We start from the raw sequence: 16,713 nt of genomic DNA on the forward strand, positions 1-16,713 counted from the left end.
GAAGCCCGCGCGACATTTCCGCCGCGCGGGCTGTCTTCTAGCGCTCGGACAGCGCGATGGCTTTCGCTTTCGCCCATCGGCCAAGCACCTGACGCTCTTCAGCGGTGGCCAGGCGATTACCGTGGCCGCGCACCTGCACCACATGGTGCTGGCGATTGAGCTCGATGGTGAGCAGACGCTTGATGTTGCCCTCCACGCAGCGACGCAACGACCAGATCGAAGCCTGCCCGGAGATGCACTTCTGCGCGTAGCTGGACACGCAGTGATGCATGGCGCGGGACTCGGCCACGAGCTCGTCGGCGGTGACGAGTTGCGTCACCGTGAACTGCTCCTTACGCACGCGCACCTCCCCCGCCGTCGGCTTCCAGCTCCAGTCGTCGAGCGGCGAACCGGCCCAACGCCCCTCGGGCTCGCCGCCCGCTGCCCGGAAGGCCCGGCGCCGGGCCGCCTCGATGCGAGCGATAGTCTCGAGGTCGCGATGCCACTCGGCCATCTGGCGCTGCAGCGAGGCGAGCGTACGGCCGTTGAGGCTGTAGCCGGGCTCCCGCTCGCGCCGCGCGGCAAGGTAGTCGCAGAGATCGTCGATCTCCGCGATGGTCGCCACGTTCACGCAGAAGAAGCGTGCCACCTCGCGCCAGAAGACGAAGCCGGCACGCGGCGTCCGCGCGATCTTCGAACGGGCAATGCGCAGCGCCGAGCCGAGGTCGCCGGTGTAGGAGCGGGCCACGGCCAGCCAGATCGCCTCGTCGAAACCGAGATCGCCGGGCGAGTTGAGGAACCAGTGGACTTCCTTGCGGGAAAGCCACGTTCGCGCCTCCTCCTTCCACAGCGAACGACCGCGCGCGGCAACCACGTACCAGCGCCGGCGCAGCGCGATTTCGTCGGCGTCGAGACCGGAACCGTCGAGCCAGATTTCTTCCAGCGCATAGGGAACCGGGTAGAGCGCGAAGAGATGGCGTGCCGCGGCCAGCTGCAGGCGTGCGGCATCGCGCGTCTTCAACATGGGGCGCCATGCCTCGGGTTCGCGGGCCATGACGCCGGCGAACCCTTGCCCGGCGTCGTTCAGCGCACGCGCGAAGTCCGGAGCCGGACGCGGCGCGCGCTGGACACGCCGCAGCGTCGCTTCATAGCAGGCAATGCGTTCGCGCTCGGCCTCGCGCCGGCGCTTGATCGTGGACTTGGCCATGGCCGTTCATCCTTGGTGAAACCCTGTCAGCCGGACGCGCGTCGAGCGCCGGCACGGAATGTGTCGATCTCGGTCTCGCGGTCATGGACGGGTCTCCTTTCGGTTGAACGGGGCGGCTCTCTAGGCCGCCAACGGATTTCGGGCAAGTGCGGAAAGAGTATTGTTTCCAATGCGATAAGTGCCTGTTGCATTCGCGCAACTGAGGCTTTGGACAAACCGGTGGCGTCGGCGGGGAGCACCTGGCTCCCCGCCGTTTCAGTTGAAGCCGCGCGGCGCTTCGAACGTCGGCTTCACCACCACCTGGTGCGCGTCGCGCCACAGCACTTCGCGGTGGCGGTCGATCCTGACCGCCCGCACCGGCAAGCCGCCCTCTTCGATCAGCCAGGCGCAATAATGCGCCCGGGCGATCATCTCGCGCGCGTCGTGGTCGAACCAGCACACGCCCCAGATCGAGTTGCGCCGCTTGAAATGGCGCGCCACCCGGCCCGGCACCGGCAGGTGCTCGTTGAACCATTCGAACTCGTCGTAGAGCTCGCGCAGAATCCAGTCCGGCGCGCCGATCCGGTGGAGATACCAGGACGCCCGGAAGAAGCCGGTCTCCACCCGGCTGTCGGGGTGGATAAGCGGCGTGACGAACCGCACATACATGATGACACTGGCGGCGCCGCGCGCCGCTCCTCAAACTTGCTGATGTTTCTGGCTAAAAAGTCGCCGCCCTCAGGCGGCTTGCTCGCACGCCCGAGGCAGACATTCGCGGGAAAGCAGAATTCTGCTTTTCATCGTCGCCTCCATCACAGTGTCATGCGCGACCAGACAGACGAGGCTTCGCGCGGGGCGTGGCCAATACATCGAAACGATTTGCGCCGCAAGGCCGGTCTGCCGAGAAATCGCGACGAAACTATAGTAAAACGCCGAAATGTTCCCTATAAGTTCCTCATACGTTCAAATGGAGCGTATTGGGGGGACATCATGAAACTGAAACAGCTCTTGAAGCTATTGATCCCGCTCGGGCTTCTGGTCGCGGTTCCGCTCGCGGTTTCGAGCCCGGTCTCGGCGGCGCAGCAGCAGGGTTATGCAACGGTCGAGCAGCTGGCGGCGGCGGTAGAAAAGCGCCTGCGCAAGGATGGCCGCTTTGTCGACATCAAGCCCAATCCCGACGACCCCGCGCAGATCGATCTTTCGCGCAAGAACGGCGAAGGCGGCCGCATCCGCATCGACGTGACCTACCTGCTCGACCAGGTCCGGGGCCTTCCACCGGCGGAGGCCGGAGAAGCGATCGAGACCTTCATCGGCGCTTTCGCCACCCTGCAAGAGGGGTACACCAGCGATCCGGCGCGGATTTTCGCCAATGTGCGCTCCAAGGGCTACCTCATGCAAAGCGGGGGAGACCTGACAAAGCGCGCGGTTTTCCAGGAACTGGCTGGCGATCTGATCGTGCTCTACCAGATGGACGAGCCGACGGCGCTGCGCACGCTCGACCGCTCGGAAACCGGCGGCCGCAGCCTCGAGGAACTTGCCGAACTCGGCCGCAAGAACCTGAAAGAGCAGATCAAGAAGGTGATCGAGCAGCGGATCGGCGACGATGTGTCGGTGTTCGAGATCGACGGCAATGCGCCGCTTTCGGCCGCCCTGCTGCTGTCGGACTGGTTCCACGGTTATGTCGCCAAGAGATTCCCCGGCGGCTATTTTCTGGGCGTGCCGGAGCGCGACTTCGTCATCGCGTTCAACAAGAATGCGCCGCAAGGGCTGCAAATGGCGCGCCAGCTCATGGACGAGTTCACCAAGGACGACCAGAATATCATGTCGCCGCTGCTTTACGAGCGGCGCGGCGGCAAGCTCGCGGTCGTGCACGAACCCATTTGAAACGAGGTCTTAATGCCAGCGCTCACCTCTTCGGTCTCCACCTCCTCCGAAACCTTCCGCGCCAATGCCGAGCGCATGCGGGCGCTGGTCGCCGACATTTCGGACAAGGCGGCAACGGTCCAACGCGGCGGGACGGAAGAGGCGCGCGCCCGCCACACCCAGCGCGGCAAGCTGTTGCCTCGCGACCGGCTGGCGCAACTCCTGGACACCGGCTCGCCCTTCCTGGAGATCGGCCAGTTCGCCGCCTGGGGCATGTATGACGATGCCATTTCCGCCGCCGGCATGATCGCCGGCATCGGACGCATCGAAGGCCGCGAGGTGATGGTGGTGGTGAACGACGCTACCGTGAAGGGTGGTACCTATTATCCCGTCACGGTGAAGAAGCACCTCAGGGCGCAGGAGATCGCGCTGCAGAACAGGTTGCCTTGCGTCTATCTGGTCGATTCCGGCGGCGCCAACCTGCCCAACCAGGACGAGGTGTTTCCCGACCGCGAGCATTTCGGCCGCATCTTCTACAACCAGGCCAATATGAGCGCCGCCGGCATCCCGCAGATCGCCTGCGTGATGGGTTCCTGCACGGCCGGCGGCGCCTATGTACCGGCGATGGCGGATGAATCGATCATGGTGCGCAAGCAAGCGACCATCTTCCTCGGCGGCCCGCCGCTGGTTAAGGCGGCGACCGGCGAGGATGTCAGCGCCGAGGAACTGGGCGGCGCCGATTTGCACACGCGCCAAAGCGGCGTCGCCGACCACTATGCGATGGACGACGAACACGCGCTGGCGATCTGCCGCCGCATCGTGCGCAACCTCAACCGCAAAAAGGAGAGCGGCCTCGACTTGCGCCAGCCCGTGGCGCCGCTCTACGACCCACGCGAAATCCTCGGCATCGTGCCGACGGATCTGCGCCAGCCCTATGACGTGCGCGAGGTGATCGCGCGCATCGTCGACGGCTCGGAGCTGGACGAGTTCAAGCAGAATTACGGCACCACGCTGGTCACCGGCTTTGCCCATATCCATGGCATGCCTGTCGGCATCATCGCCAACAATGGCGTGCTGTTTTCGGAGAGCGCTGTGAAGGGCGCACATTTCATCGAACTGTGCTGCCAGCGCAAGATCCCGCTGGTGTTCCTGCAGAACATCACCGGCTTCATGGTCGGCAAGAAATACGAGGCCGGCGGCATCGCCAAGGATGGCGCCAAGCTGGTGACGGCGGTGGCGACCGCGCAGGTGCCGAAGGTGACGATGATCATCGGCGGCTCGTTCGGCGCCGGCAATTACGGCATGTGCGGGCGCGCCTATTCGCCCCGCTTCCTGTGGATGTGGCCCAATGCGCGCATCTCGGTGATGGGCGGCGAGCAGGCGGCGATGGTGCTGGCGCTGGTGCGGCGCGAGAACATCGAGCGCAAGGGCGGCAGCTGGACGGCCGCGGAAGAGGCCGAATTCAAGCGCCCAACGCTGGAAAAATACGAGCGCGAGGGCCACCCGCTCTATTCATCCGCAAGGCTTTGGGACGACGGCATCATCGACCCGGTAAGGTCACGCGAGGTGCTGGCGCTTTCGCTGTCGGCCGCGCTCAACGCGCCGATCCCCGACACGAAATTCGGCGTGTTCAGGATGTGACGCCGTGCACTTGTTTTCACCGAAGCCAATACAGTGCTGTTCAAATGGGCCAGTCGAAGAATTGCATTGCCCGACAGCGACAATTTCTTCTATTGATTACGGTGTTCAATATTGGGCACATGGGGATAAATTTGCGACATCTTCGTTCTTTGAATATTTCCGTTCTGGCTTGCATGCTTCTTGCAGCGACTTCAAACATAACAACCGCCGGATCATTGGCGGGAAATCAGGGCGACAAGCGGTTCCCTCCGACTTTGCCGGACAATCCGAAAGACCCCTGCACCAAAGCGTGGAAGGCCTATGTGGCGGCTGGAGGCCACTCAGCCTACGCAATCACGCCCTATTCTCGCGTGCGGGATATCTTCGTCATTTGCGGCAATTCGTTGAACGCAAAGACGCAGGCGGCTGCGGAAGAAAAGGCGATGGCAAGCTGCGTGAGGACCCGCGACAGTTACAAGGGCAAGATCAACATAGGCGGCAGCTGCGAGATCGCGGCTTCGAAGTAAGCCGCGCGCGTCTCTCCGGCCGCAAAGCCGCGTTGCTAAGTCCAGCTGCGTGCCGGCCTTGCCATGATGGTGGCGGCCGGCACTACGGGGCAAGTGTCGATGCTCGGCCCGAGCGCCGCATTCGACGTGCAAATCCCGGACGCGACGTTCGGCGTGTTTGGGATGCGAGGTCTCCTATGGCCGCCGTTCCGAACCCGTCCGGAAGGAGTTCGCCCATGGCCTCTCCCGTTACCGATGCGCGTATCACGACCCTCGTTAGTCGTCTGATCGAAGCCAATGAGCTCGAGATTGCCGCACGGGAGCGCGAGGACACGCGTGCAGGAAACCGTCAGGTGGATCGGATGCGGCTCGTGCTGGATGAGCTTGTTAACTCCCCAATCGGGCGCGATACACTTGAGCGTCTGATGACACATGAGATGCCCGAAGTGCGCCTGCGCGCGGCCGGCCGAGTTATGGGGTGGGCGCCCAAAAAAGCCATTCCTGTACTCGGATCTCTGGTCGCCAATTGGATGCCGAAAGACCCGAAAAAGGGATATGTCGCCGTTGGCCTTTCTGCCGGCTGGAAACTCTACGAATACTTCGGCGTCAAGGATTTCGACCACAATAAGCTCATCGAGCCGTTGCGCACCTATGGGATCGAGCTGCCGAGGCGGCCAGACTAGCAGCGGAACAATCGAAGACGCGACCGGCGCGCGATGGCGCGCCGGCAGCACCACAACTACCCGGTACCAACACGAGGAAAGACTACCGATGCAATTCCATCGCGGCCGCCTGATCGACCATATCCATCTGCGCGCGGCCGACCTTGAAACGACCAGGCGCTTCTACCGCGCAGTACTCGAAGCCATCGGCCACGCCTCCTCCATTCATGAGGGCGAGACCTTCTTCTCGGCCGACGAATTGTGGATCGACGCCGCCAGCGGCCAGACCTCGCGCGTGCATCTCGCCTTCCAGGTGCCCGATCGCGAGACGGTGGCGAAATTCTACCAGGCGGGCCTTGCCGCCGGCGGCAGGGACAATGGCGGACCGGGCGAGCGCAGCTATCACCCCGGCTACTACGCCGCCTTCCTGTTCGACCCGGACGGCAATAACATCGAGGCCGTCCACCATGGCCCCTTCGAGCGCTCGGCGCCGTCGGTGGTGATTACGCCGAAATAATCAAGTCCGGCACCTTAATTGCCCTTACCATTGGAGGCCCCGATGTTTTCGAAGATCCTGATCGCCAACCGTGGCGAGATCGCGTGCCGCATCATCCGTACCGCGCGCAAGCTGGGCATCGATACGGTCGCCGTCTATTCCGACGCCGACGCCGCCTCCCTGCATGTCGCCATGGCCGACGAGGCGGTCCATATCGGCGCCTCCCCGGTCGGCGAGAGCTATCTTAGGGCCGAGCGCATCATCGCGGCGGCAAAGCAGACGGGTGCCGAGGCCATTCACCCCGGCTACGGCTTCCTTTCGGAAAACCCGAATTTCGTCGATCAGGTGGCGGCGGCGGGGCTGGTCTTCATCGGCCCGTCGGCCGCGTCCATCCGCGCCATGGGCCTCAAGGATGCTGCTAAGCGGCTGATGGAAAAGGCCGGCGTGCCTGTCGTGCCCGGCTATCACGGCGAGGCGCAGGACATCGTGCTGTTGGCCACCAAGGCGCGCGAGATCGGCTATCCGGTGCTGATCAAGGCGCGCGCCGGCGGCGGCGGCAAGGGCATGCGCCGGGTCGATCATCCCGATGATTTTTCCGAGGCACTGTCCGGCGCGCGGCGCGAGGCCAAGGCCGCCTTCGGCGACGACCGCGTGCTGGTCGAGAAATATGTCGACAAGCCGCGCCATATCGAGGTGCAGGTGTTCGGCGATAATTTCGGCAATGCCGTGCATCTTTACGAGCGCGACTGCTCGGCGCAGCGGCGCCATCAGAAGGTGATCGAGGAGGCGCCGGCGCCCGATATGACGCCGGCGCTGCGCAAGGCGATGACCGATGCCGCGGTGAAGGCCGCCAAGGCGATCCAGTATTCCGGCGCCGGCACCATCGAGTTCATCGTCGACGCCTCGAAGGGACTGTTGGCCGACCGCTTCTGGTTCATGGAGATGAACACGCGCCTACAGGTCGAACATCCGGTGACGGAAATGATCACCGGCGTCGACCTCGTCGAATGGCAGCTGCGCGTGGCTTCCGGCGAAAAGCTGCCGAAGGCCCAGGACGAGATCGCGCTTTCCGGCCATGCCTTCGAGGCGCGGCTCTATGCCGAGGATGCGACCAAGGGCTTTCTGCCGGCGATCGGCACGCTGCATCACCTGCGCTTTCCCGAGACCGCGCCGGCGGGTGCCAGCATGCGCGTCGAGACAGGCGTGCGCCAGGGCGATGCCATCTCGCCCTATTACGACCCGATGATCGCCAAGCTTGTCGTGCATGGGCCCGACCGCGCGAGCGCGCTGGCCGCGCTCGGCGAAGCGCTGGCCGGTACCGAAATCGCCGGCTCTGTCACCAACACCGCCTTCCTGGCTGCGCTGGCCGCCGATGAGGATTTCGCCGCCGGCGATGTCGACACCGGCCTTATCGGCCGCAAGCAGGAGGCTTTGACGGCGATCGCCCTTCCCGGCGACGATGTCATCGCGACGGCAGCACTTGCGGCGGCGGACGTCTCCATCCCTCGAAACGGTTCCGACCCATGGTCGTCACTTGTCGGCTACGCGCATTTCCACGCCGGCGCGCGCCGCATCAGGCTGAAAGCCGGCGACGAGGAAATCGCTGCCCGCATCACCGCGCGCGACGACGGTGGCTTCGATGTCGCGACCGAGACGGGCGTGCACGCCTTGCGGGCCGGCGGCGGCAAGCGGCTGGCGCGCTGGCCCGGCCACGTCACCGTCTTTGCCGGCGCCACGGGCTATAGTTTCGGCGTGCCGGATCCGCTGGCCAAGGCTGATGATGCCGGCGCGGGTGTCGGCAATCTGCGTGCGCCGATGCCGGGGCTGGTCAAGGTGGTGCGCTCGGTGGCTGGCGACGTGGTGGTCAAGGGGCAGCCGCTGCTCATCCTGGAAGCGATGAAGATGGAGCACACCATCGCCGCCCCGCATGACGGCACCATCGCCGAGATCGCTACGGAGGGCGCGCAGGTGACGGACGGAACGGTGCTGGTGCGGTTCGCCGAGACGGAGGCCTGAGCCGCCGACGATCCACGCCACGATCTCCAGCAAACAAAATGGCCGGGACAAGCCCGGCCATTCCGCTTTCATCAATCATCCCATGCGGGATCAGTCGACCTTGATCGGCGCGTACTTGCCTTCATGCCACTGGTTGATGTCGTACTTGGCGTTCTTCAGGTCACCCTTTTCGTCGAAGATGACTTCGCCAACCACGGTGCTGATCGGCTTGCCGTCCTTCAGCGCGGCGGCAACCTTGCCCGGATCGTCGCTGCCGGCGCGCTTGATGCCTTCGGCGAAAGCCTGGATCGTGGCGTAGGAGAACAGCGTGAAGCCTTCCGGCACGAAGCCCTTGGCCTTGATCTTCTCAATCGCTTCCTTGGCTTCCGGGCGGGCCTGCGGGTCAGCCGGGAACACGAACATCGTGCCTTCGCCAGCCGGGCCGGCAACCTGCCAGAATTCCGGCGAGGCGATGGAGTCCGGCATGATCAGCTGGTACTTGAAGTTCTGCTCGGCCGACTGGCGCAGGATGAGGCCGGCCTCCGGATGATAGCCGCCGAAATAGACGACATCGGCCTTCAGGTTCTTCAGCTTGGTGACCAGTGCCGAATAGTCCTTCTCGCCGGAATTGATGCCTTCATAGAGCACTTCCTTCAGGCCGCCCGCGTTCATCGTCGCCTTCACGGCGTCGGCGACACCCTGGCCATAGGCGCTCTTGTCGTGCAGCACGACGACGTTCTTGCCGGCATACTTCTTGGCAATCCACGGACCGATGAAGGCGCCCTGGGCGTCGTCACGGGTGTAGAGGCGCATGATCGTCGACCAGCCCTTCTTGGCGGCGTCGTCGGTCATCAGCGGGTTGGACGAGGCCGGGCTCATCATCAGCGCGCCGGCTTCGGCATAGACGGCGGAAGCCGGAATGCTCGAGCCCGAGCAGGCGTGACCGTCAATGAACATGACGCCGTTGCCGACGATGCGGTTGGCCACCGAAACGGCCTGCTTAGGGTCGCACTGGTCATCCTCGATGTCGATCTTGATCTGGCGTCCGTTGACACCGCCGGCGGCGTTGATGGCGTCGGCCGCGGCCTGCGCGCCGTGCTTGAACTGGTCGCCGATGGTGGCGAGCTGGCCCGTCATCGGCCCGACAACCGCGAAGGTGATGTCTTCGGCATAAGCGGCCGAGGCGCTGAGCGCCATGCCGAACAAGGCAGCGCTCAAAAATTTGGTCTTCTTCACTTTAAACCTCCCAAGGCTTGCGCAACCCCCTGGCCACGCTTGGCCGAGAATGGCCTCAAAATTCCACCGCTCGTCAAGCCCGTCGAAGCGTTTTTGCAATCGTCGGGTTAATCGCGCCGGCCAAATGCCGGGTCGAAAATGCGAAAACCGCGCCGGTCTTGTAACGACCGGTCGCGGTTTTCTTTCGCCGGGGCGGTTTCGAGCCAGATGGCTTCGAAAACGACCCGCCTTCCCTGTTTCGCCGGGCGGCCTTGCTGGCCGCTTCCGTTTCTTCAATTCGCCGTTGGAGCGGCGAGACCATCCCCTCGCGGGGCGGAATTCAGTGCGTGGTCATCCAGTCGCGGGCTTCGCGCAGGGCATGAGCGATCTCGCCCTTGGTCATGGAAGCCGAAAGTTCGGACCGCAGTTCCGCGGCGCGGGTCGAGCCCTTGATCGCGGCGATGTTGAACCATTTGTGAGCCGTGACTACGTCGGTCTCGCAGTCGCGGCCGGTCGCATACATCATGCCCAGTTCGAAGAGAATGTCGGCTTGAGCGGTTGCGCCCATCGTACCGAACCCTGCTTCCAGCATCTCGAAACGTGCCATTTCAAATCCCCTTGTCTGACCCTGTCTGCTCCTGAAAGCCGCCACCCTTTTCTTCAGTGGGTGTGCGCTCTTCCGATGCTTCGAAGAATGAAGGGGACGCTTGAATCCGTCGTTAAATGGCTTGCTTAACTGGAAGAAAACAAAGCTAAAACAAGAAGTAAACGTGAGAAACCGTTAAGGATAGGAAGTCCGCGATTGCTGGGTTTTCGCTCAAATTCGACGAAAATCCGAACCTCGCAAAACAAGGTTTCGCTAACCACGCGAAAGCTTCGCGAATTGAGAAATGCCTCAGCAGCCGGCGAAATGCCCTTTCGAACGCCGATGAAAAAGCGCTTTTCCTTCCCCAGCGGCACGGCTTTTGTTTTATTGGGGACTGGATTAGCCTGCTTGGGCGTGAGGGATGGAGAGGCTGGACCCGCAGGTCCGGCGGAGCGCACAGGGAGGAAGGAATGTTTCGCAAACTCAGCTTGGCTGTTGCGGCCACATTGATCATGGCGGGCGCGGCCTGGGCCGACCCGATCGAAGGCAACTGGAAGACGGCATCCGGTGCCACGGCGGCGATCTCGGGCAGCGGCTCGTTCTCGATCACGCTGAAGACCGGCAAGCATGCCGGCAAGACGATCGGCTCGTTCAAATCGACGGGTGAAGGCAAATATGCCGGCACCATCACCGATCCGGAGAACGACAAGACCTACAACGGCAAGGCCTCGATCTCCGGCAAGTCGCTGAAGATGAGCGGCTGTGTGCTGGGCGGCCTCATCTGCAAGAGCCAGACCTGGACCAAGATGTAAGCCGAACAGCAGACCCGGTTGACGACAAGGCGTTTCCGCCATGCGGGAACGCCTTTTGTTTTGGGAGCTGCGGTTGCAGTTGCCTCTCCTTCTCCCCTTGCGGGAGAAGGGGCGCTGCATCTGAATTTCCGTCAATCATTTTGAACCCTGGATGAACGGTGGCCTCAGAAGGGGTTCAGCCGCGCTCGGGCATTCTCTCCAGCATTGAGGGAGAGACCAATGCTTGCGCGCCGCTTCACCATCGTCTGCCTGCTGATGACGTTGTTCGGCATGGGCTTCGCGACACTGGTTGCCGGAGACGGCCGCTCCGCCCGGGCCTGGGATCAGGCCGGCTTGCGGCTCTGCGGTCTCGCCTGCCCCGACAGCTACACCCGTTGAACACCCGACACCTCGTATCGAAAGCCGCCGCCATGAACAGCATCGCCGAAAACACCGTCGCCGTTCTGAAGCTGTTGCCGCGCGCCATGCTGATCCTGATGCTGCTGGCTGCTCCGGTGCTGGCCGTGCCGATGATGCGGACAGGCACGGGCTCGACCATCGAGGCGCCGGCACTCAAGAAGAACGGCATCGGGCTGGTTCTTCTGGTCAGCCTGCAGCGCGGCTGATCAAGCTGATTGCTCAATCAGCTAAAAGCACGGGCAGCTAGAAAACACGGACCACTAAAAAAGCATGGGCCAATGAGCCTTTGGCGGGGCGGCCCCTCCCCAGTGTCATGTTCCATCTCTATAATGGGTCATGGAAAAGCGAATCTATCCACAAGCCATCGAGACCCTGGTCATGCCGGAGCCCTATGCCCGGCAATCCTTCGACGATGCCGGCGAGGCCGTCGCCGCGCTCAAGGTGCTCTACGAGCGCAACACCAAATTCCTGCGCGACTCCTTCTCGGCACTTGCCGCCGGCGGCGGCAACGACAAGCGCTACCGCGCCTTCTATCCGGAGGTCAGCGTCGTCACCAACTCGTTCACCCAGGTCGACTCGCGCCAGGCCTACGGCCATCTGCCGACGCCGGGGCAGTTCTCGACCACCATCACCCAACCGCATCTGTTCGAAAGCTACCTGACCGAACAGCTCAGGCTGATCATGCGCAATCACGGCGTGCCGGTGATCGTTTCGGAATCGGAGACGCCGATCCCGCTGCATTTCGCCTTCCTGGAAGGAACCTATGTCGACAGTGCCGCCGCCGAGCGCATCCGCCGGCCGATCCGTGACCTGTTCGACGTGCCGGACCTCGACGGCACCGACGATCAGATCGCCAACGGCACCTTCGAGGTGGCGCTGGGCGACCCGCGCCCGCTGGCGCCCTTCACCGCCCAGCGCATCGACTATTCCCTGCACAGGCTGACGCATTACACGGCGACCAGCCCGCAGCATTTCCAGAATTTTGTCCTCTTCACCAACTACCAGTTCTACATCGACGAGTTCTGCGCGATGGCGCGCGAGTTGATGGCGAAGGGTGGCGAGGGTTATTCCGAATTCGTCGAGCCGGGCAATGTCGTCACCAGGCCGGGCACGCCGCTGCTCAGCGAAGGCACCGCGCCGGGACGGCTGCCGCAGATGCCCGCCTATCATCTGAAGCGGCCGGACCATGGCGGCATCACCATGGTCAATATCGGCGTCGGTCCGTCCAACGCCAAGACCATCACCGACCACGTCGCCGTGCTGCGCCCGCATGCCTGGCTGATGCTTGGCCACTGCGCCGGCCTGCGCAACACGCAGGCGCTGGGCGACTATGTGCTGGCGCATGCCTATGTGCGCGAGGACCATGTGCTGGACGACGACCTGCCGGTGTGGGTGCCGGTGCCGGCGCTGGCCGAGGTGCAGGTGGCGCTGGAGGAAGCGGTGGCCGAGGTGACCGGGCTTTCCGGCTACGACCTCAAGCGCATCATGCGCACCGGCACGGTCGCCACCATCGACAATCGCAACTGGGAACTGCGCGACCAGCGCGGGCCGGTGCAGCGGCTTTCGCAATCGCGCGCCATCGCGCTCGACATGGAATCGGCAACCATCGCCGCCAACGGGTTCCGCTTCCGCGTGCCCTACGGCACGCTGCTGTGCGTTTCCGACAAGCCGCTGCATGGCGAACTGAAGCTGCCCGGCATGGCGACCGAATTCTACAAGCGGCAGGTGGCGCAACACCTGACCATCGGCATTCGCGCCATGCAGAAGCTGGCCGAAATGCCGATGGAGCGGCTGCATTCACGCAAGCTGCGCAGCTTCTCGGAGACGGCGTTCCAGTAGGAGGCCGTACTCCGAGCGGCGGTGTGCGGCGTCGGCCTCAACCGACTATAGTGACGGCGGTTGCCGAACATCAGGTCGCCGATGACGATCAGACTCCAGCGATCCCCCAGGGCCTCGAGAATCCGATTGATCGGGCAGCCCAGCGCAGGGCATTCACGCGCACTCCAAAAACCGATTGCAATATAAAATCAGTTTATGTAACCTACAACCGGTTGCGAGATGCAATCAGTCAGGCAGATATGCCGCGTGGCTGATTGCAAGCGATGGAGGCGGAGGGATGCTCAAGACCGACGGCGTTATCTAGATGATCCCAAAACCCTGTTCGCAGCAGCGTGCAAAACTGTTGAGGGAGACGAAAAGATGAATGCCCCCGCCTCTATCACCATCTCGCCAATCCTCGTTGCCGACCTTTTCGTCGAGGGCGAGCGAATGCCAGTCTACGTGCACGTCATCGACCATCCCAACGGGCGCATACTGGTCGACACCGGCATGACGGAGCTGCACCCGGCAGTGGTGGCCGCCTTCAGTCCGCGCCTGTATCCGCTGAGCAAGCAGGACTTCGACCTCGCCGGCATCGACATCGTCGTCAACACGCACCTGCACGCCGACCATTGCGGAGGCAACCATCTCTTCGCCGGCAAGCCGATCTACGTCCAGCGCCGGGAACTCGACAACGCGCGCAACGAGGACGACTACACCATTCGCGAGTGGGTCGATGCACCCGGCGTGGAGTACGTGCCAGTCGACGGTGAGCTCGAGCTACTCCCCGGGCTCCGGCTTGTCCCGGCGCCCGGCCACACAGCCGGCATGCAGGTCGTCGTCGTTGAGACTGGCGGGCACCCGGTCGTCGTTGGCGGCGACGTGGCGGTCTGGTTTGGCGAGCTCGACGAGCCGCAGACCGAAGGCCAGCTGCGGGTGCGCGCGCTCGACCCCGAACTGGTCTGGCTCGCGCACGAGCACGAGCCGTGGCGACCCCGCACCGCATAAGGCATCTGGATGCCGGGCAGGCGCGCTACCGGAGAAAAGGTCGCCGTCAGCTCTCGCACTCGCCGAGTATCTCAGTCGCCGTTGACCAGCCCCAGGACAAGCCGCTGGATGTTGCCGCCCGGCCCCATCTCGACGCGATCGAACTCGCTGCTCTCCTGGCGCTGCGCCAGCGAGGCCTCCGACAGCGGCGTCTGGATCTGCTTGCGGATCTTCTGGCAGCCGGGGTCATTCGGCACCGAAACGCCGATGGTCGTCGCCTCGATCCGCTTCAACATCGCCTTCATGTGGTCGCCATGGACTTTCTCGTGACGCCGGATGCCGTCGATGAAGACGTCCCAGCGTTTCTGCACCGCCGGCGCAAGCGCATTGGCGGGCTTCGGCAGCGTATAGGTGATGGTTAGCTTGGGCGTCGCCGACACCAGCGTGCAGCCGCCGCCCTGCGGCACGTAATTCCTGGACCAAGTGAGCGTGAAGAAGGTGTGGGCGATGACGCGGCGGCCGCTGCTGCCCACCGCCGGGCCGTTCTGGCCGATGGAACTGTAGAGCTCAGCGCCGGATGCGCCGGTGATGGCATAAGGCTTTTCCTGTTCGATGGTGCGGCCACCGGCCTGCGCGGAGGAGGCCGCCAAGACAAAGCCGGCCGTAGCCGTCAGCAGGACAAGTCCGTTCTTCAAGATCATCGCGTTTCCAGGATAGGGCATTGCATTTTTCGCGCGCACCATAGAGAGCGCTTGCCCTACCATCAATGAGCCGCAATGTTTCGAGCTATGACCGCCATGGACAGCGCCCGTATCCTGTTTCAATTCCTGATCGCCGCCTGCGCGGTGGCGTCCTCCGTCGCGCTTCTGGCCGGATTCTTCGGCGCCTTTCATCCGGCGTTGGATTCCTTCTCGCATTTCCGCACCCACCTCGCGGCGCTGCTCGTCTTGTTGGCGCTGGTGATGATCATTGCCGGCCCGCGCTGGCAGGCGGTGCCGTTCCTGGTTTTTGCGATCGCCTGCCTTGCGACGACGACCAGCCTTCCGGGCCTCGGCAAATCACAGGCCGGCTTCACCGCCAAGCCGGACGACCGCGCCGTCTACCGGCTGCTGCAGATGAACCTGCGCTACAACAACCCGACGCCTGAAAAGGTGTTGTCGCTGATCGACAGCGTCAAGCCGGACGTGGTGACGCTGAACGAGGTTTCCGACATGTGGGCGGGCAAGCTGAAGCTCCTGTCCGGTGTCTATCCCTACAGCATCGCCTGCCCGTTTCCGAACGGCTTCTTCGGCGTGGCGCTGCTGTCCAGGCAGCCCTTTGTCGAAGGCAGCGAGCCGCAATGCAATGACCGTGGATCGATGGCGACGGCCCATATCGACTTCGGCGGCACGGAAGTGGCGGTCGCCGCCGTCCATATTGGCTGGCCGTGGCCGTTCAACCAGTTCCGCCAGATCCGCAGCCTGAGCCACCCGCTGGCAACACTGGGCGAAGACGCCGTCGTCGCCGGCGATTTCAATGCCGTGCCGTGGAGCGAGGCGGTGCAACGGTTCGCCAGAGCCGGCGCCTTGACGCTGGTGCCCTCCGCCGGCCCGACCTGGTTTTACCGGAGGCTGCCCGCCGCTTTGTCCTTTGCCGGACTGCCGATCGACCAGGTGTTGTACAAGGGCGCCGTGGTGGTCCACTCGGCCACGCTTCTGGAAGACACCGGCTCGGACCACCGGCCGGTCCTCGTCGAATTCTCGCTGAAGCCGGCGGCGGCGGAACCGGAGGGCGGACCGAAAACGGCGACTGTTTCGGCCGAACGACCCGAACAACGCAAATTGGTACGCGGCGGCTGACCGCCGGCGCCTCCCGGGATTTCAGGCGAAGACCTTATTGCGCTTTCTGCAGGGCGGTGACGAGTTTCTGGACATGGCCGCCAGGGCTGTGCTCGCGCATGTCGAAGGCGACCTGCCTGGCTTCGTAGTCGGCGGTGGCGGCGGCGGTCCTGCGCTCGGCTTCGCGGCGTGTCTTGATGCATTGCGGATCGTTGGCGAGGTTGAGACCGGAAACGGAGCGCTCGCCGGCCGCGACCATCTGGCGGGCGATGCGGCCGTGGGTTTCCTCATGTGCCCGCACGCCGGCGAAAAAGACCTGCCAGCGCTTGCGCAGCGCCGGCGACATTTTCGAGGTGACGCGCGGATATTGGTAGGTGAGGTCCAGGGTTCCGTCGGCGCGCAGCAAACGGCAGCCGCCAGCTGACGGCTCGGTCTTGTAATCCCAATTGAGGGTGTAGGACGTGCGGGCGATGGCGCGCGTGGTGAAGCCGTGCCGCGGGCCGCTCTGGTCCATGGCGGCGACCAGCGCCTTACCGCTGTCGCCCGCGATATCGTAATTCGTGGTGTGGACGACCACCTTGGCACCGGCCATGGCGAGGCCGGGCAGGCTTCCTGCAATCAAAAGTCCGGCCAGACAGCGAACCGCGGCGTGACGCATCAATGTTCCTCCCAACCCTCCGCCAGACCTTCAATGGTCGTCTTTTTCACGGAAGCTTGATCGAGCCTTGCTACGTCTCTGCGGTCGAATTAAGGCGCTAAGGTGCCCCATAGC

Annotated in this window: 18 protein-coding genes and 1 pseudogene; 12 read left to right on the top strand and 7 right to left on the bottom strand. The window is 63.7% G+C overall.

Annotated elements, in window-relative coordinates; genetic code table 11:
• Positions 1-37: 37 nt before the first annotated feature.
• Together FZF13_RS27390 and FZF13_RS27395 are read right to left on the bottom strand one after the other, a co-directional pair.
• Positions 38-1,186, bottom strand: coding sequence for a PcfJ domain-containing protein (locus FZF13_RS27390; protein ID WP_024925453.1), 1,149 nt, complete (start codon positions 1,184-1,186; stop codon positions 38-40).
• Positions 1,187-1,441: 255 nt separating this feature from the next.
• Positions 1,442-1,834, bottom strand: a complete 393-nt coding sequence (locus FZF13_RS27395; protein ID WP_024925454.1) for a hypothetical protein — start codon at positions 1,832-1,834, stop codon at positions 1,442-1,444.
• Between the two features lie 321 nt (positions 1,835-2,155).
• On the opposite strand from FZF13_RS27395, the gene FZF13_RS27400 reads away from it, so the two are divergent.
• The 6 genes from FZF13_RS27400 to FZF13_RS27425 all read left to right on the top strand — a co-directional run bounded on the left by FZF13_RS27400 (position 2,156) and on the right by FZF13_RS27425 (position 8,328).
• Positions 2,156-3,049, top strand: coding sequence for a DUF1444 domain-containing protein (locus FZF13_RS27400; protein ID WP_024925455.1), 894 nt, complete (start codon positions 2,156-2,158; stop codon positions 3,047-3,049).
• 12 nt (positions 3,050-3,061) lie between these two features.
• A complete protein-coding gene (locus FZF13_RS27405; protein ID WP_024925456.1) occupies positions 3,062-4,669 on the top strand; it encodes a carboxyl transferase domain-containing protein in 1,608 nt (535 codons plus the stop codon).
• A 44-nt stretch (positions 4,670-4,713) separates the two neighbouring features.
• Positions 4,714-5,175 (top strand): hypothetical protein, encoded by a 462-nt coding sequence (locus FZF13_RS27410; RefSeq protein ID WP_244431233.1) that lies wholly within the window; start codon positions 4,714-4,716, stop codon positions 5,173-5,175.
• A gap of 215 nt (positions 5,176-5,390) precedes the next feature.
• Positions 5,391-5,837 carry a DUF2019 domain-containing protein gene (locus FZF13_RS27415; protein ID WP_024925458.1) on the top strand — a complete coding sequence of 149 codons (447 nt, stop codon included), beginning with the start codon at positions 5,391-5,393 and terminating at the stop codon, positions 5,835-5,837.
• An 88-nt stretch (positions 5,838-5,925) separates the two neighbouring features.
• Positions 5,926-6,333: a VOC family protein gene (locus FZF13_RS27420; protein ID WP_024925459.1), complete on the top strand. Its 408-nt coding sequence runs from the start codon at positions 5,926-5,928 to the stop codon at positions 6,331-6,333.
• 42 nt (positions 6,334-6,375) lie between these two features.
• On the top strand, positions 6,376-8,328 hold the full coding sequence (locus FZF13_RS27425) for an acetyl/propionyl/methylcrotonyl-CoA carboxylase subunit alpha (protein ID WP_024925460.1): 1,953 nt from the start codon (positions 6,376-6,378) through the stop codon (positions 8,326-8,328).
• Positions 8,329-8,418: 90 nt separating this feature from the next.
• On the opposite strand, the gene FZF13_RS27430 is transcribed toward FZF13_RS27425, so the two are convergent.
• On the bottom strand, positions 8,419-9,543 hold the full coding sequence (locus tag FZF13_RS27430) for an ABC transporter substrate-binding protein (protein WP_024925461.1): 1,125 nt from the start codon (positions 9,541-9,543) through the stop codon (positions 8,419-8,421).
• Positions 9,544-9,862: 319 nt separating this feature from the next.
• Positions 9,863-10,129: an SEL1-like repeat protein gene (locus tag FZF13_RS27435; protein WP_024925462.1), complete on the bottom strand. Its 267-nt coding sequence runs from the start codon at positions 10,127-10,129 to the stop codon at positions 9,863-9,865.
• Between the two features lie 449 nt (positions 10,130-10,578).
• Between FZF13_RS27435 and FZF13_RS27440 the strand changes: the two genes are divergently transcribed.
• The 4 genes from FZF13_RS27440 to FZF13_RS27450 all read left to right on the top strand — a co-directional run bounded on the left by FZF13_RS27440 (position 10,579) and on the right by FZF13_RS27450 (position 13,158).
• Positions 10,579-10,920 carry a DUF2147 domain-containing protein gene (locus FZF13_RS27440; protein WP_024925463.1) on the top strand — a complete coding sequence of 114 codons (342 nt, stop codon included), beginning with the start codon at positions 10,579-10,581 and terminating at the stop codon, positions 10,918-10,920.
• A gap of 219 nt (positions 10,921-11,139) precedes the next feature.
• Positions 11,140-11,298, top strand: a complete 159-nt coding sequence (locus FZF13_RS29105) for a hypothetical protein (protein WP_162835303.1) — start codon at positions 11,140-11,142, stop codon at positions 11,296-11,298.
• 32 nt (positions 11,299-11,330) lie between these two features.
• Positions 11,331-11,525 carry a hypothetical protein gene (locus tag FZF13_RS27445; RefSeq protein WP_024925464.1) on the top strand — a complete coding sequence of 65 codons (195 nt, stop codon included), beginning with the start codon at positions 11,331-11,333 and terminating at the stop codon, positions 11,523-11,525.
• 172 nt (positions 11,526-11,697) lie between these two features.
• Positions 11,698-13,158 carry an AMP nucleosidase gene (locus FZF13_RS27450; protein WP_441931565.1) on the top strand — a complete coding sequence of 487 codons (1,461 nt, stop codon included), beginning with the start codon at positions 11,698-11,700 and terminating at the stop codon, positions 13,156-13,158.
• A 43-nt stretch (positions 13,159-13,201) separates the two neighbouring features.
• On the opposite strand, the pseudogene FZF13_RS29385 reads toward FZF13_RS27450, so the two are convergent.
• Positions 13,202-13,301 (bottom strand): annotated as a pseudogene (locus FZF13_RS29385) (winged helix-turn-helix transcriptional regulator); the annotation flags it as partial.
• Between the two features lie 217 nt (positions 13,302-13,518).
• Between FZF13_RS29385 and FZF13_RS27460 the strand changes: the two are divergent.
• A complete protein-coding gene (locus tag FZF13_RS27460; protein WP_024925466.1) occupies positions 13,519-14,145 on the top strand; it encodes an MBL fold metallo-hydrolase in 627 nt (208 codons plus the stop codon).
• A 71-nt stretch (positions 14,146-14,216) separates the two neighbouring features.
• Here the strand turns inward: FZF13_RS27460 and FZF13_RS27465 are convergent, their stop codons facing one another.
• Positions 14,217-14,825, bottom strand: a complete 609-nt coding sequence (locus FZF13_RS27465) for a DUF922 domain-containing Zn-dependent protease (protein ID WP_051504854.1) — start codon at positions 14,823-14,825, stop codon at positions 14,217-14,219.
• Between the two features lie 75 nt (positions 14,826-14,900).
• On the opposite strand from FZF13_RS27465, the gene FZF13_RS27470 reads away from it, so the two are divergent.
• Positions 14,901-15,962: an endonuclease/exonuclease/phosphatase family protein gene (locus FZF13_RS27470; RefSeq protein WP_244431231.1), complete on the top strand. Its 1,062-nt coding sequence runs from the start codon at positions 14,901-14,903 to the stop codon at positions 15,960-15,962.
• Between the two features lie 34 nt (positions 15,963-15,996).
• Here the strand turns inward: FZF13_RS27470 and FZF13_RS27475 are convergent, their stop codons facing one another.
• Positions 15,997-16,599 (bottom strand): DUF922 domain-containing protein, encoded by a 603-nt coding sequence (locus FZF13_RS27475; protein ID WP_024925469.1) that lies wholly within the window; start codon positions 16,597-16,599, stop codon positions 15,997-15,999.
• Between the last annotated feature and the right edge of the window lie 114 nt (positions 16,600-16,713).

Source organism: Mesorhizobium terrae (assembly GCF_008727715.1).
In the GTDB taxonomy this organism is placed as follows: domain Bacteria; phylum Pseudomonadota; class Alphaproteobacteria; order Rhizobiales; family Rhizobiaceae; genus Mesorhizobium; species Mesorhizobium terrae.

Excerpts from the sequence above, each read along its gene's own strand:
- FZF13_RS29105 (WP_162835303.1), top strand. The coding sequence starts at position 11,140 with ATGCTTGCGCGCCGCTTCACCATCGTCTGCCTGCTGATGACGTTGTTC.
- FZF13_RS27470 (WP_244431231.1), top strand. The coding sequence starts at position 14,901 with ATGTTTCGAGCTATGACCGCCATGGACAGCGCCCGTATCCTGTTTCAA.
- FZF13_RS27425 (WP_024925460.1), top strand. The coding sequence starts at position 6,376 with ATGTTTTCGAAGATCCTGATCGCCAACCGTGGCGAGATCGCGTGCCGC.
- FZF13_RS27465 (WP_051504854.1), bottom strand. The coding sequence starts at position 14,825 with ATGATCTTGAAGAACGGACTTGTCCTGCTGACGGCTACGGCCGGCTTT.
- FZF13_RS27460 (WP_024925466.1), top strand. The coding sequence starts at position 13,519 with ATGAATGCCCCCGCCTCTATCACCATCTCGCCAATCCTCGTTGCCGAC.
- FZF13_RS27395 (WP_024925454.1), bottom strand. The coding sequence starts at position 1,834 with ATGTATGTGCGGTTCGTCACGCCGCTTATCCACCCCGACAGCCGGGTG.
- FZF13_RS27435 (WP_024925462.1), bottom strand. The coding sequence starts at position 10,129 with ATGGCACGTTTCGAGATGCTGGAAGCAGGGTTCGGTACGATGGGCGCA.
- FZF13_RS27420 (WP_024925459.1), top strand. The coding sequence starts at position 5,926 with ATGCAATTCCATCGCGGCCGCCTGATCGACCATATCCATCTGCGCGCG.
- FZF13_RS27445 (WP_024925464.1), top strand. The coding sequence starts at position 11,331 with ATGAACAGCATCGCCGAAAACACCGTCGCCGTTCTGAAGCTGTTGCCG.
- FZF13_RS27410 (WP_244431233.1), top strand. The coding sequence starts at position 4,714 with ATGGGCCAGTCGAAGAATTGCATTGCCCGACAGCGACAATTTCTTCTA.
- FZF13_RS27415 (WP_024925458.1), top strand. The coding sequence starts at position 5,391 with ATGGCCTCTCCCGTTACCGATGCGCGTATCACGACCCTCGTTAGTCGT.
- FZF13_RS27390 (WP_024925453.1), bottom strand. The coding sequence starts at position 1,186 with ATGGCCAAGTCCACGATCAAGCGCCGGCGCGAGGCCGAGCGCGAACGC.
- FZF13_RS27405 (WP_024925456.1), top strand. The coding sequence starts at position 3,062 with ATGCCAGCGCTCACCTCTTCGGTCTCCACCTCCTCCGAAACCTTCCGC.
- FZF13_RS27400 (WP_024925455.1), top strand. The coding sequence starts at position 2,156 with ATGAAACTGAAACAGCTCTTGAAGCTATTGATCCCGCTCGGGCTTCTG.
- FZF13_RS27450 (WP_441931565.1), top strand. The coding sequence starts at position 11,698 with ATGCCGGAGCCCTATGCCCGGCAATCCTTCGACGATGCCGGCGAGGCC.
- FZF13_RS27440 (WP_024925463.1), top strand. The coding sequence starts at position 10,579 with ATGTTTCGCAAACTCAGCTTGGCTGTTGCGGCCACATTGATCATGGCG.
- FZF13_RS27475 (WP_024925469.1), bottom strand. The coding sequence starts at position 16,599 with ATGCGTCACGCCGCGGTTCGCTGTCTGGCCGGACTTTTGATTGCAGGA.